Source organism: Geodermatophilus sp. SYSU D00698, assembly GCF_054050335.1.
This window is the reverse complement of the sequence record NZ_JBJGZD010000011.1, coordinates 133,308-149,042: the sequence shown is the minus strand read 5'-3', so window position 1 is coordinate 149,042 and position 15,735 is coordinate 133,308. Positions and strand designations below refer to the sequence as shown.

At 74.4% G+C, this 15,735-nt stretch carries 13 protein-coding genes; 4 read left to right on the top strand and 9 right to left on the bottom strand.

Annotated elements, in window-relative coordinates; genetic code table 11:
* Window positions 1–113: 113 nt before the first annotated feature.
* Window positions 114–1,625, bottom strand: coding sequence for a potassium/proton antiporter (locus tag ACI8AB_RS12445; protein WP_456950377.1), 1,512 nt, complete (start codon window positions 1,623–1,625; stop codon window positions 114–116).
* Window positions 1,626–1,742: 117 nt separating this feature from the next.
* Between ACI8AB_RS12445 and ileS the strand changes: the two genes are divergently transcribed.
* Complete coding sequence (gene ileS, locus ACI8AB_RS12440) at window positions 1,743–4,913, top strand: isoleucine--tRNA ligase (protein ID WP_456950376.1); 3,171 nt, start codon at window positions 1,743–1,745, stop codon at window positions 4,911–4,913.
* A 47-nt stretch (window positions 4,914–4,960) separates the two neighbouring features.
* On the opposite strand, the gene ACI8AB_RS12435 is transcribed toward ileS, so the two are convergent.
* Window positions 4,961–5,725 carry a hypothetical protein gene (locus tag ACI8AB_RS12435; RefSeq protein ID WP_456950375.1) on the bottom strand — a complete coding sequence of 255 codons (765 nt, stop codon included), beginning with the start codon at window positions 5,723–5,725 and terminating at the stop codon, window positions 4,961–4,963.
* Between the two features lie 27 nt (window positions 5,726–5,752).
* On the bottom strand, window positions 5,753–6,874 hold the full coding sequence (locus ACI8AB_RS12430) for an ABC transporter ATP-binding protein (protein WP_456950374.1): 1,122 nt from the start codon (window positions 6,872–6,874) through the stop codon (window positions 5,753–5,755).
* A gap of 329 nt (window positions 6,875–7,203) precedes the next feature.
* On the opposite strand from ACI8AB_RS12430, the gene ACI8AB_RS12425 reads away from it, so the two are divergent.
* The 3 genes from ACI8AB_RS12425 to ACI8AB_RS12415 all read left to right on the top strand — a co-directional run bounded on the left by ACI8AB_RS12425 (window position 7,204) and on the right by ACI8AB_RS12415 (window position 10,606).
* Complete coding sequence (locus ACI8AB_RS12425) at window positions 7,204–8,574, top strand: ABC transporter substrate-binding protein (protein WP_456950373.1); 1,371 nt, start codon at window positions 7,204–7,206, stop codon at window positions 8,572–8,574.
* A 122-nt stretch (window positions 8,575–8,696) separates the two neighbouring features.
* The gene (locus tag ACI8AB_RS12420; protein WP_456950372.1) at window positions 8,697–9,686 is read left to right on the top strand and encodes a carbohydrate ABC transporter permease; all 990 of its coding nucleotides are present in this window, start codon (window positions 8,697–8,699) and stop codon (window positions 9,684–9,686) included.
* A complete protein-coding gene (locus ACI8AB_RS12415) occupies window positions 9,683–10,606 on the top strand; it encodes a carbohydrate ABC transporter permease (RefSeq protein WP_387994369.1) in 924 nt (307 codons plus the stop codon). Before ACI8AB_RS12420 ends, ACI8AB_RS12415 begins: the two co-directional genes overlap by 4 nt.
* 159 nt (window positions 10,607–10,765) lie before the next feature.
* On the opposite strand, the gene ACI8AB_RS12410 is transcribed toward ACI8AB_RS12415, so the two are convergent.
* The 6 genes from ACI8AB_RS12410 to ftsZ all read right to left on the bottom strand — a co-directional run bounded on the left by ACI8AB_RS12410 (window position 10,766) and on the right by ftsZ (window position 15,668).
* A complete protein-coding gene (locus ACI8AB_RS12410; protein ID WP_456903225.1) occupies window positions 10,766–11,491 on the bottom strand; it encodes a DivIVA domain-containing protein in 726 nt (241 codons plus the stop codon).
* Window positions 11,492–11,551: 60 nt separating this feature from the next.
* Window positions 11,552–11,848 carry a YggT family protein gene (locus ACI8AB_RS12405; protein WP_073422422.1) on the bottom strand — a complete coding sequence of 99 codons (297 nt, stop codon included), beginning with the start codon at window positions 11,846–11,848 and terminating at the stop codon, window positions 11,552–11,554.
* A gap of 67 nt (window positions 11,849–11,915) precedes the next feature.
* Window positions 11,916–12,818, bottom strand: a complete 903-nt coding sequence (locus tag ACI8AB_RS12400) for a cell division protein SepF (protein WP_456950371.1) — start codon at window positions 12,816–12,818, stop codon at window positions 11,916–11,918.
* Window positions 12,818–13,567: a YggS family pyridoxal phosphate-dependent enzyme gene (locus ACI8AB_RS12395; protein ID WP_456950370.1), complete on the bottom strand. Its 750-nt coding sequence runs from the start codon at window positions 13,565–13,567 to the stop codon at window positions 12,818–12,820. Before ACI8AB_RS12395 ends, ACI8AB_RS12400 begins: the two co-directional genes overlap by 1 nt.
* A 29-nt stretch (window positions 13,568–13,596) precedes the next feature.
* The gene (gene pgeF, locus ACI8AB_RS12390) at window positions 13,597–14,298 is read right to left on the bottom strand and encodes a peptidoglycan editing factor PgeF (protein WP_456950369.1); all 702 of its coding nucleotides are present in this window, start codon (window positions 14,296–14,298) and stop codon (window positions 13,597–13,599) included.
* Between the two features lie 89 nt (window positions 14,299–14,387).
* Window positions 14,388–15,668, bottom strand: coding sequence for a cell division protein FtsZ (gene ftsZ, locus ACI8AB_RS12385; RefSeq protein WP_456950368.1), 1,281 nt, complete (start codon window positions 15,666–15,668; stop codon window positions 14,388–14,390).
* Window positions 15,669–15,735: the final 67 nt, after the last annotated feature.

Genomic DNA, 15,735 nt, shown 5'->3' with positions numbered 1-15,735 from the left:
CCCGCGCACCGCGCCGCCCGCGCGCGCGCGCCCCGCCCCCCCCCCCCCCCCCCCCCCCCCCCCCCCCCCCCCCCCCCCCCCCCCCCCCCCCGCAGTCGTCGTCCGGGGGCCGCTCAGTCGGCCTCGGTCGCGGCGCCCTGCTCGCCGCGCCAGGTGGCCAGCCGGCCCGCGCGGCTGACCGCCCGCAGCCGGCGCTCGGCCTCCGGGCGGGAGCGGCGGGCCGACACCAGCAGCGCCTGGTCACCACGCATGAGCCGGGTGGTCGCGTCCGGCACGAACGAGCGGCCGTCGCGGACGATGAGCACCACCGCGGCGTCCTCGGGCAGCCGCAGCTCGGGCAGGTAGACGCCGTGCAGCCGCGAGCCCTCGGGCACGGTCAGCTGCATCATCTCGGCGTCCAGCTCCTCCAGCGGCGCCGCCTCGACCTGCACGTCACGGGGGGTGACCGGGGTGGCGATCCGCAGGCGCCGCGCCACCCACGGCAGCGACCACCCCTGCACGAGGGTGAAGACGACGACCAGCACGAAGACGGTGTCGAAGACGGTCGTCGCCCTCGGGACCTCCGCGGTCAGCGGGATGATCGCCGCCACGATCGGCACCGCTCCGCGCAGGCCGGCCCAGGAGATGAACGCCTGCTGCGCCCACGGGAAGCGGAACCACACCAGGCTGGCCACCACCGACAGGGGCCGGGCGAGCAGCAGCAGCGCGCCGCCCACGACGAGCGCCGGTCCCACGGCCTCGGGCAGCCGGCCCGGGGAGACGAGGAGACCGAGCAGCACGAACAGGCCGATCTGGGCGAGGGAGGCCATGCCCTCGGCGAACCCGATGCTCGCCGCCCGGTGCGGCAGCGTGGCGTTGCCCAGCACCAGACCGCACAGGTAGACCGCGACGAAGCCGGAGGTGTGCGCCAGTGACGCCGACGAGTACGCGAGCACGCAGAGCGCCAGTGTCGCCAGTGGGTAGAACCCGGCCACGGAGAGCGCCACCCGGCGCAGCAGCGCCGCACCCCCGAAGCCGATCCCGACCCCGATGACGGCGCCTCCGATGAGCTCGACGACCACCACCAGGCCGACCAGCCACCACGGTTGCGTCGCCGCCCCCGCGAGCGACTCGGCCAGCACGGTCACGAGCAGGATGACCGGGGCGTCGTTGAGGCCGCTCTCGGCCTCGAGGGAGGCGGCCACCCGGCGCGGGAGAGGCAGCCGCCGCAGGGTCGCGAAGACGGCGGCGGCGTCGGTCGAGCTGATGACCGCGGCAAGCAGGAGGGCGAAGCCCCAGTCGAAGCCCAGGACCAGGACCCCGATGGCCGCGGTCAGGCCCACGCTGACCGCCACACCGACGGTGGACAGCGAGACCCCGGGTCCGACCGCCCGACGGACGTCGGCCCACCGCGTCGTCAGGCCTCCCTCGGCGAGGATGACGAGGAGTGCGGCGTACGCCAGCGTGTGCGTGAGCCGGTAGTCCTCGAACTGGACCCCGAGACCGCTCTCGCCCAGCGCCACGCCGAGGGCCAGGTAGAGCAGCAGGCTGGGCAGGCCGAGGCGGTCGGCGAGCCGCAGGGCGACGGCGGCCACCAGCACGACCAGCGCCCCGACGGCGAGGGCGAGGGTGACCGTGGTGTTCACCGCCCGCCACCCATGGCGGCCAGTCTCCCGTACGACCGCGTCCGGCCCGCCGCGCCTGCACGCGGACGGGCTCGACGGCTCGGGGACGAGGGGAGGGCCGGGTGGGAGGATCGGTCCGTGAGCTCTCCGTTCCGTGCGCTGCCGCCCCAGGTCGACCTGCCCGCGCTCGAGCAGGACGTGCTGCGCCGCTGGGAGGACGCCGACGTCTTCGCCCGGTCGCTGGAGGCCTCGCAGGGCCGCCCGCAGTGGGTCTTCTACGAGGGCCCGCCCACCGCCAACGGGCGCCCGGGCACCCACCACATCGAGGCCCGGGCGTTCAAGGACGTCTTCCCCCGCTTCAAGACGATGCAGGGCTGGCACGTGCCCCGCCGCGCCGGCTGGGACTGCCACGGCCTGCCGGTCGAGATCGCCGTCGAGCAGGAGCTCGGCTTCGCCGGCAAGCCCGACATCGAGCGCTACGGCATCGCCGAGTTCAACGCCCGCTGCCGCGAGTCGGTCATGCGGCACGTGGACGCGTTCAGCGACCTCACCCGCCGCATGGGTTACTGGGTCGACATGTCCACCGCGTACTGGACGATGGACCCCTCCTACATCGAGAGCGTCTGGTGGTCGCTCAAGCAGGTCTTCGACAAGGGCCTGCTGGTCGAGGACCACCGCGTCGCCCCGTACTGCCCGCGCTGCGGCACCGGCCTGTCCGACCACGAGGTCGCCCAGGGCTACGAGTCGATCACCGACCCCTCGGTGTACGTCCGGCTGCCGGTCACCGACGGCGAGTGGGCCGGGAAGGCCGACCTGCTGGTCTGGACGACGACGCCGTGGACGCTGCCGTCGAACACCGCCGTCGCGGTGCACCCCGACGTCACGTACCTGGTGGCGCGCGACAACTCCGACCCGGCCCGCCCCACCCTCGTCGTCGCCGAGCCGCTGCTGGGCGCCGTCTTCGGCGACACCGACGACGTCGAGGTGCTGGCGCGCACGACCGGCCGCGACTGGGAGCGCACCCACTACCGGCGCCCGTTCGAGCTGGTCGACTTCCCCGAGGGCCCCGACGGTCGGCCACAGGACGCGCACTACGTCGTCCTCGCCGACTACGTCACCACCGACGACGGCACCGGCCTGGTCCACCAGTCCCCCGCGTTCGGCGCCGACGACCTCGCCGTCTGCCGCGCCTACGGCCTGCCGGTGGTCAACCCCATCGACGCCTCCGGCCACTTCCTGCCGGAGGTGCCGCTGGTCGGCGGGCGCTTCTTCAAGGCCGCCGACGACGCCCTCGTCGTCGACCTGCAGCAGCGCGGCGTCCTGTGGCGCGAGCAGCGCTACGAGCACAGCTACCCGCACTGCTGGCGCTGCCACACGCCGCTCATGTACTACGCGCAGCCGTCCTGGTACATCCGCACCAGCGCGGTCAAGGACCAGCTGCTCGCCGAGAACGAGAAGACGCACTGGCACCCCGAGACCATCCAGTGGGGCCGCTACGGCGACTGGCTGAACAACAACGTCGACTGGGCGCTGTCCCGTGACCGGTACTGGGGCACCCCGCTGCCGATCTGGCGCAACGACGCCGACCCGTCCCGCACGGTCGTCGTCGGCTCGCTGGCGGAGTTGTCGGAGCTGGCCGGCCGCGACCTGTCCGACCTGGACCCGCACCGCCCCTTCATCGACGAGGTGACCTTCACCCGCCCCGGCGAGGAGGGGACCTACCGGCGCGTGCCGCAGGTCATCGACGCCTGGTACGACTCCGGCTCCATGCCCTTCGCGCAGTGGGGCGCGCCGCACCGGAACCGGGAGGAGTTCGAGGCGGCCTACCCGGCGCAGTTCATCTGCGAGGCGATCGACCAGACCCGCGGCTGGTTCTACTCGCTGATGGCCGTCGGCACGCTGGTGTTCGGCCGCAGCTCCTACGAGGACGTGCTGTGCCTGGGCCACATCCTCGCCGAGGACGGCCGCAAGATGAGCAAGCACCTGGGCAACATCCTCGAGCCGATCCCGCTCATGGACCGGCACGGCGCCGACGCCGTCCGCTGGTTCATGCTGGCCGGCGGCTCGCCGTGGTCGGCGCGGCGGGTCGGGCACGAGACGCTGTCCGAGGTGGTCCGCAAGGTCCTGCTGACCTACTGGAACACCGCCAGCTTCCTCACCCTGTACGCCGAGACCAACGGCTGGGACCCGGCCGCCTCCCCCGCTCCCCCGCGTGCCGAGCGGCCGCTGCTGGACCGCTGGGCGCTCGCCCAGCTGGCCGCGGTCACCGAGGGCGTCACCGACGCGCTGGAGGCCTTCGACACCCAGGGCGCCGGGCGGCTGCTCGCGCAGTTCGTCGACGACCTGTCCAACTGGTACGTCCGCCGCTCGCGGCGCCGGTTCTGGGACGGCGACCCCTCGGCGCTGGGCACCCTGCACGAGGTGCTCGACGGGCTGACCCGGCTGATGGCGCCGTTCACCCCGTTCGTCACCGAGGAGGTCTGGACGCGCGTCGTGCGGCCCGGCCTCGGCGACGACGCCCCGGACTCGGTGCACCTGGCGTCCTGGCCGGCCGTCGACGAGGACGCCCGCGACCCGCAGCTGGTGGCGCAGGTGGACCTGGTGCGCCGGCTGGTGGAGCTGGGCCGGGCGGCGCGGACCTCGGCGAAGGTGCGCACCCGCCAGCCGCTGGCGCGGGCGCTGGTCGCCGCGCCCGGCTGGTCCGCGATGGGCCGCGACCTGGTGGCCGAGGTCGCCGACGAGCTCAACGTGGCCGAGCTCGACGAGCTGGCGGCGGTGGGCGGCGACCTGGTCGACGTCAGCGTCAAGGTCGACTTCCGCGCCGTCGGGCGGCGGCTGGGCAAGCAGGTGCAGGCGGTGGCGAAGGCCGTCGCCGCGGCCGACCCCGCCGCCCTGGTCGCGGCCTACCGGGCCGGGACGGCGTCGGTCGACGTCGACGGCGGGGCGGTGCCGCTGGCCGAGGGCGACCTGGTGGTCACCGAGACCCCGCGCGAGGGCTGGACGGTGGCCAGCGCCGCCGGGCTGACCGTGGCGCTGGACCTCACGCTCACCCCGGAGCTGGAGCGGGCCGGGCTGGTCCGCGAGGCGGTGCGGCTGGTGCAGGAGGCCCGCAAGAACGCGGGCCTGGCGGTCAGCGACCGGATCGAGCTGTGGTGGACCGCCGACGGGCCGATGGCCGAGGCGCTCACCGCGTCCGGCGAGCAGCTGGCCGGCGAGGTGCTCGCCACCGCCGTCCACGCGGGCACCGCGGGTGAGGGTGCCGGCGTCGAGGGGCCGAACGGCTCCCGCTTCTGGCTCGCCCGGGCCTGACCTCGTGGCCGCCTGACGCGGCGGCCTGACGCGGCCGCCCGCCGCGGTCAGCCGCGGCGGGCGGCCCTGCGGGCGCGCTCGACGGTGGCCAGGTGCGCGTCCGGTCCGCAAACCGCGCACGGGGTGAACCCGTCGGTGCGCGCCTCGTCCACCGGCAGCGGGATCGTCTCCCGGCCGGCCAGCCAGGGGCAGTCGGCCAGGTGGTAGCGCGGGTGCTCGTCGACGACGAGCACCTCGTCGGTCAGGTCCACGACCAGGAGCAGGTCGGTGACCTCGACGTCCTCCTCCGGGGTGTCGCCGCCGTTGAGGGACGCGCCCGTGGCGGCGCCGCGGGCGGGCTGCGCGGGGGCCCGGGCGGGCGCCTCGGCGGCGGGCCCGGCGGGTGGCCCGTCGGTCTCGGGGGCCTCGTGCCGCCCGGCGCGGGCCGGCCGCTCCGCCGGGGCGGGCTCGCCGGCCGCGGCCTCCTCGGCACGGACCGGCGCGGCGGGCGCCTCGCCCGTCCGCGGCGCCTCCGCGGGCCGGTCCGCGGTCCGCCCGGCTGAGCGGGCCGGCTCCGTGCTGGTCCGCTCCGTGCCGGTCCGCTCCGTGCTGGTCCGCTCCGTGCGGGGAGGGGCGTCCGTGCGGTCCGGGGTGCGGCCGGCGGCCGGGACGCGGGTGCCTGCGGGGGCGCGCAGCCGGGCGACCACCAGCAGGACCGCGGCGAGGGCGCAGGCGCCGACGCAGGCCCAGTACCAGGCGGTGACGGCGGTGACGACGCCGAGCACGAACAGCGCGAGGCCCGCGAGGACCAGCAGCGCCGCGGCGACGATCACCGGCGGCTCCCGGGCGCCGGGCGCCGGTCAGTCCCCGGCATGGCCGATCCGCCGTCCGGTCAGGGCGGAGAAGACGTGCGCCTCGCCCGGGCGGATCGCCACGTGCACGACCTCACCCTTGGCCGGGGGCCGGCGCGCGTCGGCCCGCAGCACCAGGGGTCGCTCGGTGCCCTCTGCGGCCTCGATGCCGCCCGCGGCCCGGAGCCGTCCGTAGGCGAAGGCGTCTGAGCCGAGCTCCTCCACCACCTGGACCTCGACCGGGAACCCCTCCCCGGCCCCGACGAACTGGACGGCCTCGGGCCGGAAGCCGAGCGTGGCGGTCCCCCCGCCGTCCTGGGCGAGGACGTCGAGCACCGAGCGGGAGAGCGGCACCGGGTGGCCGCCGAGGACGGCGCCGCCCTCGCGCAGCGGCACGGTGACGAGGTTCATGGCCGGGGAGCCGATGAAACCGGCGACGAACTCGTTGACCGGCCGGTCGTAGAGCGCGCGCGGGGTGTCCACCTGCTGGAGGACGCCCTCCTTGAGGACCGCGACCCGGTCGCCCATGGTCATGGCCTCGACCTGGTCGTGGGTGACGTAGACCGTCGTCGTCCCGAGCCGGCGCTGCAGGGCGGCGATCTCGGTGCGGGTCTGCACGCGGAGCTTGGCGTCGAGGTTGGACAGCGGCTCGTCCATGAGGAAGACCTGCGGGTTGCGCACGATCGCCCGGCCCATGGCCACCCGCTGCCGCTGGCCGCCCGAGAGCGCCTTGGGCTTGCGGTCGAGGTACTGCTCCAGGTCGAGCAGCCGGGCCGCCTCGCGCACCCGGGTCAGCCGGTCCTCCTTGGACATGCCGGCGATCTTGAGCGCGAAGGCCATGTTGTCGGCCACCGTCATGTGCGGGTACAGCGCGTAGTTCTGGAAGACCATCGCGATGTCCCGCTCCTTGGGCGGGAGGTGCGTGACGTCCCGGTCGCCGATGCGGATCGACCCGTCGGTGACGTCCTCGAGGCCGGCCAGCATCCGCAGCGACGTGGACTTGCCGCAGCCCGACGGGCCGACCAGGACGAGGAACTCGCCGTCGGCGATGGACAGGTCGAGCGCGTCGACCGACGGGCGGGTCGCCGCCGGGTACACGAGCGTGGCCCGGTCGTAGGTGATGGCGGCCATGGCGTTCGTTCAGCATCCCTTCTGCGCCGGTGCAGAGCGCGCCCACTGTGACACGCAGCGTTCGCCGGGGACCAGCGCCCCGCCCGGGCAGCACCCGTCCGGGCCGCCGACCGTGACCGGCCCGTGACCTGCGCGGACCGTGACCGGGGTCTCCTCCCCCGGACGGGGCACGCGTTGCATAACGGTTTCGGCAACGTGCCCGGACGGCGTCGGCCGCGAGGTTATGGTCCCCCGGCGTACCAGACGGGCCGGCAGCTGACCGGCCCGTTCGCACGTGACCACACGCCGCGGTCGACGACCGCGGGAACCCTGAAGGGACGTACATGACGATGCGCGCGACAGGCCGGCGCAAGGGTGCGCTGGCCGGCGGCCTGGGCGTGGCACTGGTGCTCGCCGGCTGCGGCGCCAGTGAGACCAGCGGGGGCGGCGGCGGGACGGCGGCTGCCTCCGACCTGACGATCGACTGCGCTCCGTACGAGGAGTTCGGCGACGTCGAGGGCGAGACGGTGAGCGTCTACACGTCGATCGTCGACCCCGAGGACCAGCCCCACATCGACTCCTACGTGCCGTTCGAGGAGTGCACGGGGATCGACGTGCAGTACGAGGGCTCGCGCGAGTTCGAGGCGCAGCTCGTCGTCCGCGTCCAGAGCGGCAACGCCCCCGACATCGCCTTCATCCCGCAGCCGGGTCTGCTGGCGACGCTCGCCGGCACCGGCGCCGTCGTCCCGGCCCCGCAGCAGGTCGAGGCGAACGTCGACGAGTACTGGGACGAGAGCTGGAAGGCCTACGGCACCGTCGACGGCACCTTCTACGCGGCTCCGCTGGGCGCCAACGCCAAGTCCTTCGTCTGGTACTCCCCGTCGGCGTTCGAGGACGCCGGCTACGAGGTCCCGACGACCTGGGACGAGATGGTCGCGCTCTCCGACGAGATCGCCGCCTCCGGCGCCAAGCCCTGGTGCGCCGGCATCGGCTCCGGTGACGCGACCGGCTGGCCGGCCACCGACTGGCTGGAGGACGTCGTCCTGCGCACCGCCGGTCCCGACGTCTACGACCAGTGGGTCGCCCACGAGATCCCGTTCGACGACCCGCAGATCGTCGAGGCGCTGGACACCGTCGGCGGCATCCTGAAGAACCCCGCCTACGTCAACGGCGGCCTCGGCGAGGTGCAGTCCATCGCCTCCACCGAGTTCGGCGACGCGGGCCTGCCCATCCTCGACGGCAGCTGCTGGATGCACCGCCAGGCGTCCTTCTACCAGGCCAACTGGCCCGAGGGCACCGAGGTCGCCGAGGACGGCGACGTCTTCGCCTTCCCGCTGCCGGCCATCGAGGGCGACGGTGCGGCCCCCGTGCTCGGCGGTGGCGAGTTCACCGCGGCGTTCAACGACGACCCGGCGACCCAGGCGTTCCAGACCTACCTGTCCTCGGCGGACTGGGCCAACGTCAAGGCCCAGGTCTCCGGCCCCGGCTGGGTCAGCGCCAACACCGGCCTCGACGTCGGGAACCTCGTCTCGCCGATCGACCAGCTGGCCGCCGAGCAGTTTCAGAACCCGGACGCCGTCTTCCGCTTCGACGGGTCGGACCTGATGCCCGGTGAGATCGGTGCCGGTGCGCTGTGGACCGAGCTGACCAACTGGATCGCGTCCGACAAGCCGACCCAGCAGGTCCTCACCGACGTCGAGAACGCCTGGCCGACGGCCTGATCCCCGCGGTCCCGGCAGCCACCGGCTGACGGGACCGCCGTACCCATCCCTGGAGACCGGGGGGACCGCAGTCACGGCTGCGGTCCCCCCGGCCCTCCGTTGCCGGAGAGAGGTCGTCAGCCGTGCAGTGGTTCCTCGACGCGAGCACCACGGGGCACAAGATCGCCCTGATGGTGGTCGCCATCCTCCTGTTCGCCGCCGTGATGGCGGCGATCCTGTTCGCCGTCGACCGGCCCCGGCGGGTGCCGAACTGGGTCGTCGCGGCCGGCTTCGTCGGCCCGACGCTCCTGCTGCTCGCGGTGGGCCTGGTCTACCCCGCCCTCGACACCATCCGCGGGTCGTTCTACGACCGGGACGGCTCGGAGTTCGTCGGCCTGGACAACTACGTCACGGTCTTCACCGAGGACAACTTCCAGACCGTGCTGCTCAACACGCTCCTGTGGGTCGTCCTCGTCCCGCTGGTGACCACCGGCCTCGGGCTGGTCTACGCCTACCTGGTCGACCGCACGCGGTTCGAGGGCCTGGCCAAGGCGCTGGTGTTCCTCCCGATGGCGATCTCGATGGTGGGCGCCGGCGTCATCTGGAAGTTCGTCTACGAGTACCGCCCCGACCAGCCCGGCGTGAACCAGATCGGCCTGCTCAACCAGCTGCTGGTCATGGTCGGCATCGAGCCGCGGCAGTTCCTGCTCGACGCGCCGTCGAACACCTTCTACCTGATCGTCGTGATGATCTGGATCCAGGCCGGCTTCGCCATGACCGTGCTGTCGGCGGCCATCAAGGCCATCCCCGACGACATCGTCGAGGCCGCCCGCCTCGACGGCGTCAGCGGCCTCCAGATGTTCCGCTACGTCACCGTGCCCAGCATCCGGCCCGCCCTGGTCGTGGTGCTGACGACGGTCGCGATCGTGACGCTCAAGGTCTTCGACGTGGTGCGGACGATGACCGGTGGCCAGTTCGGCACCAGCGTCGTGGCCAACGAGTTCTACACGCAGGCCTTCCGCCAGTTCAACGTCGGTCTGGGCGCGGCCCTCGCCGTCCTGCTGTTCGTGCTGGTCGTCCCGATCATCGCCTACAACGTCCGACAGCTGCGTCTCGCCGAGGAGATCCGATGACCACGACCACCCCGGTCATGGCGCCCGTCCCCGCCGACGAGCGCCGGCTCACCCGGGCCGAGCGCCGCGCGGTCGCCGCCCGGACGAAGCTCAGCTCGCCCGCGGCGTCGGTCATCGCGCTGGTCATCGCGGTGCTGTGGACGGTGCCGACCCTCGGCCTGCTCATCACCTCCTTCCGGCCGGAGCTCGACATCCGCCGCTCCGGCTGGTGGACGGTGTTCACCGACCCGACGTTCACCGTCGACAACTACAACGAGGTCCTCTACGGCGGCGGGACGAACTTCGCCTCGCTGTTCGTGAACTCGCTGGTGATCACGCTGCCGGCGGTCGTCATCCCGATCTCACTGGCGCTGCTGGCGGCCTACGCGTTCGCGTGGATCCCGTTCCGGGGACGCAACATCCTGTTCGTCGCCGTGTTCGCCCTGCAGGTCGTGCCGATCCAGGTGACGCTCATCCCGCTGCTGAGCCTCTACGTGGACACCGGGCTGGCCGGCTCCTTCTGGACCATCTGGCTGTCGCACTCGATCTTCGCGCTGCCGCTGGCGGTCTTCCTGCTGCACAACTTCATGAAGGAGATCCCGCCCTCCCTGGTGGAGGCCGCCCGGATGGACGGTGCCGGCCACGTGAAGATCTTCTTCCAGGTGCTGCTGCCGCTGCTGACGCCGGCCATCGCGGCGTTCGCCGTCTTCCAGTTCCTGTGGGTGTGGAACGACCTGCTCGTCGCGCTGACCTTCGCCGGTGGCGCGCCCGACGTCGTGCCGCTGACCGTGCGGGTCGCCGAGCTCGCCGGCACCCGCGGCTCGGACTGGTACCTGCTCGCGGCGGGGGCGTTCGTCTCCATCGTGCTGCCGCTGGCGGTGTTCCTGGGCCTCCAGCGCTACTTCGTGCGGGGCCTGCTGGCCGGGAGCGTCAAGGGCTGAGGGAGGTCCCCGCGCCGGCAGCGGGGTGCAGGCGGGCGGAGGGCCCCGGACGCGACGTCCGGGGCCCTCCGCGTCCCCGGCGCCGTCGCCCGCGCGGACCGGCCCCGGGACGCGACAGGGCCCCCGGACCGGTGGTCCGGGGGCCCTGTGCGGGTGCTGTCAGGCGGGCGCGTGCTGCGTCTGCCGGCTGGCCGACGACGGCTCGGCGGAGCCGCGGGCGTCGAGGTCGCGCAGGTGCGACTCGAGGTAGGACCGGAAGCGGGTGCGGTACTCGCGCTCGAAGGTCCGCAGCTCCTCGATCTTGCGCTCGAGGTTCTGCCGCTTCTCCTCGAGGGGGCCCATGACCTCGCGGTGCCGGCGCTCGGCGTCCTGGTCGAGGGCGGCGGCCTTGGCGCGCGCCTCGCGCTCCATCGTGTCGGCGCGGGTGCGGGCGTCGTTCACCATCGACTCGGCGCGCTGCCGCGCCTCGTTGACCATCTGCTCGCTCTTGGCGCGGGCCTCGGCGACCATCCGGTCGCTCTGGGTCTTGGCGCCGGCGACCATCTGGTCGGCCTGGGCCTTGGCCTCGTTGACGTAGCGGTCCGCGGTCTCCGACGCCAGCGCCAGCATCCGGGACGCGCGCGTGGTGTCGTCCTCGCGCGCCGCCGGCGGCGGGACCGGGGCGGGAGCCGGGGCCGGCTCCGGGGCGACCGGCTGGGCGGCGACACGGCCGGTGCCCGAGCCCGCGCGCAGCTCGTTGTTCTCCTCGATGAGGCGGGCGAGCTCGGCCTCCACCACGTCGAGGAACGCGTCGACCTCGTCCTCGTCGTAGCCACGCTTACCGATCGGCGGCTTCTTGAAGACGACGTTGTGCACGTCGGCTGGCGTGAGTGGCAAGGGGCTCACCTCGGGTCGGACGGCGGATACGGGTTCTGTCGGATCACGCGCGGGGCGCGCGCACGTCGGTCACGCGGTGAGGGCGAGACCGGACGTGATGCTCCGCAGGATGTAGACGGCGATCAATAACACCATGAACGCGAGGTCCAGGCGGATGGACCCCAGGTTCAGGGGCGGGATCACCTTCCGGATCGCCTTGAGCGGCGGGTCGGTGGTCGCGTACACGACCTCCAGGCCCGCGGCGACGAAGCCGGACGGGCGCCAGCTGCGCGCCAGCACCATCACCCAGTCCACGACGAAACGCGCGAACAGCAGGATCAGGAAGACGAGCAGGATCGACGACACGATCTGCCAGAAGAGAGCCACTGTCCTCGCTCGTCCCGGGGCACCTGCGGTGCCGTCTCTGCCTGCCCTCCGCGCCCCGGCCGACGGCTCAGGACTCGGGGAAGGACCCGCCCTCGCGGATCTTGGCCTTGTCCTCGGCCGTCACGTCGACGTCCCGCGGGCTGAGCAGGAACACCTTGGCCGTGACGGGCTCGATGCTACCGCGCAGTCCGAAGACGAGCCCTGCAGCGAAGTCCACCAGTCGCCGCGCGTCGGCGTGGTCGAGCTCGGTCAGGTTCATGATGACCGGGCTGCCCTCGCGGAACGCCTCGCCGATCGCGCGGGCCTCGTTGTAGGTCTTCGGGTGCAGCGCGGTGATCCGGTAGGGCTGCGCCACGGGCGCCGGCTCCGGCGCGGCGACCGGCTCGCGGGCGGCCAGGCCGGCGGCCGCGCCCCCGGTGCCGCCGCTCACCGAGCCCAGCCGGGACGGGCCCGAGGCCGCGGCCGGGGTCGCGGCCGACGGCGGCTGCTGCGCCAGGCCGAGACGGGTCGCGCCCGCGCGGCGCAGGGGGGCGGGCTCGGACGCGGCCGGCGCGGCGACGCGCGGGCCGGGGCGGTCCTCGTCGGCACGGTCGCCGGCGTGGTGGTCGTCGAAGCGGTCGCCGTCGAGCCGGTCGCCGGCGGGACGGCGGCCCTCGTCGGCGCGGTCACCGGGGTAGGAGTCGTCGAACCGGTCGTAGCGGCGCTCGTCGTAACGGCCCGAGTCGTACCGGCCCGCGTCCAGCCGCGGGGCCTCCAGGCGCCCGGAGTCGTAGCGGGCGCCGTCGTAGCGCCCCTCGTCGTACCGGCCGTCGTCGTAGCGGCCCTCGTCGTAGCGGCCCTCGTCGTAGCGGCCCTCGTCGTACCGGTCGTGGTGGTCGGGCTGGCGGGCGTCGTAGCGCCCGTAGGCGCGGGCGTCGTCGTCCTCGACGAGTCCGAGGTAGATGCCCATCTTCCGCATGGCACCGGCCATCAGACGACCTCCTCCGGCGTCCCGGGTGGGACCCCTGTGACTGGTGTGACTGCGGGCGAGGGTAGGGGCCGGGGACCGAAGAGCGCGGTTCCGACACGCACGAGCGTGGCGCCGGCCGCGATCGCCTCCTCCAGGTCGCCGCTCATGCCGGCGGACAGCTCCGCGGCGCCGGGGTGGTCGGCGCGCACGCGGTCGGCGAGGGCGGCCAGCCGGGCGAAGGCGGGGGCGGGTTGCTCGTCCCGCGGGGCGACGGCCATGAGGCCGCGCAGCCGCAGGCCGGGCAGGCCGGCGACGGCGTCGGCGAGGGCGGGGACGTCGTCCGGTGCGGCGCCGCCGCGCTCGGCGATCTCCCCGGCCGCCCCGCCGAGGTCGACCTGCACGAAGACCTCCACCGGCCGGGCGGCCTCCTCCCCCGCGCGGGCGAGGGCCCGGGCCAGCGGCAGCCGGTCGACGGAGTGGACGACGGCGCCGGTGCGGGCGACTGCGGCGGCCTTGTTGCGCTGCAGCTGGCCGACGAAGTGCCACTCGAGCGGCAGGTCGGCGAGGTCGGCCACCTTCGCGGTGAGCTCCTGGGCGCGGTTCTCGCCGAACGCCGCCTGGCCGAGCGCGGCGAGCTCGCGGACGTCGCCGGCCGTCCGCGTCTTGCTCACGGCCACCAGCGCCACCGAGGCGGGGTCGCGCCCGGCGGCGCGGGCGGCGGCGGCGATGCGCTCGCGGACGGCGCGCAGGCGGTCGGCCGGGGTGGTCACGGGACGATCATCCCGCGCGGCGGCGACCGTCAGCCGAGCCAGGTGACGCCGGCCTGGCGGCCGGTGACGCCGTCGCGGCGGTGGCTGTACAGCCGCCGGTCCTCGACGGTGCAGCGCGGGTCGTGCACCACCTGGGCCAGTCCCGCGCGGCCGAGCAGCTCGGCGAGCCCGGCGCGCAGGTCGAGCCCCGGCGCGCCCCTGCGCGTGCGCACGGCGGCCGCGGGCGCCACCCGGGCCACCTGCGCCTGCATCTCCCGCGGGACCTCGTAGCAGGCGCCGCAGACGGCCGGGCCGAGCAGCGCGGTGGTGTCGGCCGGGCGGCTGCCCAGCCGGGCCATGGCCGCCAGGGTGGCCGGGACGACGCCCTGCCGGACCCCCTCCCGGCCGGCGTGGACGGCGGCGACGACGCCGGCGACCGGGTCGGCCAGCAGCACCGGCACGCAGTCGGCGACCAGCACGCACAGCACCAGGCCGGGGGTGCGGGTCACCAGGGCGTCGGTCGCCGGCAGCGGCCGGTCGGCCGGGCCGTCGACGACCGCGACGCCGGTGCCGTGGACCTGGTCCATCCACACCAGCCGGTCGCCGGGCACGCCCAGCTCGCGGGCGAGCCGCTCCCGGTTGGCGGCGACGTCGGCCGGGTCGTCGCCGACGTGGCCGCCGAGGTTGAACGAGTCGTAGGGCGCACGCGAGCGGCCGCCCCGCCGGTCGGTGACGACCCGGCGGGGTCGCACCGCCGGCGGACGAAGGGCCCCCTCGCCCCCCACCGCCCGCACGCTCGCGGCGGGCCCCTGCGAGGGGGCCGAGGAGTTGGACTCCTCCCTCACTGACGCAGGAACTCCGGGATGTCGAGCTCCTCCTCGAAGTCCTCGTTGCCCAGCGGCCGGCGGCCCGCGGCGGCAGCCGCGGCGTTCTGCACCGGCGGCAGCGGCGGGACGGTGATCCCCCCGCCGGCCGGCGGGGCCGGGCGGACCGGGGCCGGGCTGACGGGCACCGGGGCGACCGCGGGCGCCGACGGGACCAGGCGCTCCCCCGTCGCGCGCGGCGCGGCCGACGCCACCGGCGGCGGGCTGCCGCCGAACCGGCTCGGCGCCGGCGGGGCGGCCGGGGCGGGGGCCGGGGTGGCCGCGACGGTGGCGTCCTTGCGGGCGGAGGGCCGGCCGCCGTCGAAGCCCGCGGCGATGACGGTCACGCGGACCTCGTCGCCCAGGGCGTCGTCGATGACCGCACCGAAGATGATGTTGGCGTCGGCGTGGGCGGCGTCGGAGACCAGCGAGGCGGCCTCGTTGATCTCGAACAGGCCGAGGTCGGAGCCGCCGGAGATAGAGAGCAGGACGCCGTGGGCGCCCTCCATCGAGGCCTCCAGCAGCGGGCTGGCGATGGCCTGCTCCGCGGCGAGCAGCGCGCGGTTGTCCCCGCGGGCGCTGCCGATGCCCATGAGCGCCGACCCGGCGCCGGACATGACCGACTTGACGTCGGCGAAGTCGAGGTTGATCAGGCCGGGGGTGGTGATCAGGTCGGTGATGCCCTGGACACCGGAGAGGAGCACCTGGTCGGCGGTGCGGAAGGCGTCCATCACGCTGACGTTGCGGTCGCCGAGCTGCAGCAGCCGGTCGTTGGGGATGACGATGAGCGTGTCGCACTCGTTGCGCAGCTCCTCGATCCCCGACTCGGCCTGGACCGCGCGGCGCTTGCCCTCGAAGGAGAACGGCCGGGTGACCACGCCGATGGTGAGCGCGCCGAGCTTGCGGGCGATCGAGGCGACCACCGGCGCACCGCCGGTGCCGGTGCCGCCGCCCTCGCCGGCGGTCACGAAGACCATGTCGGCGCCCTTGAGCACCTCCTCGATCTCCTCGCGGTGGTCCTCGGCGGCCTGGCGGCCGACGTCGGGCTGCGCGCCGGCGCCGAGGCCGCGGGTGAGCTCGCGGCCGACGTCGAGCTTGACGTCGGCGTCGCTCATCAACAGCGCCTGGGCGTCGGTGTTGATGGCGATGAACTCCACCCCCTTCAGACCGACCTCGATCATCCGGTTGACCGCGTTCACACCGCCGCCGCCGATGCCGACGACCTTGATGACCGCGAGGTAGTTGTGCGGAGGTGTCATGTGGGGCTCCCGACCTCGACCCTCATCCTCAAGTACAGACTTAGTGTTATGTCAACTGGGTCGACGC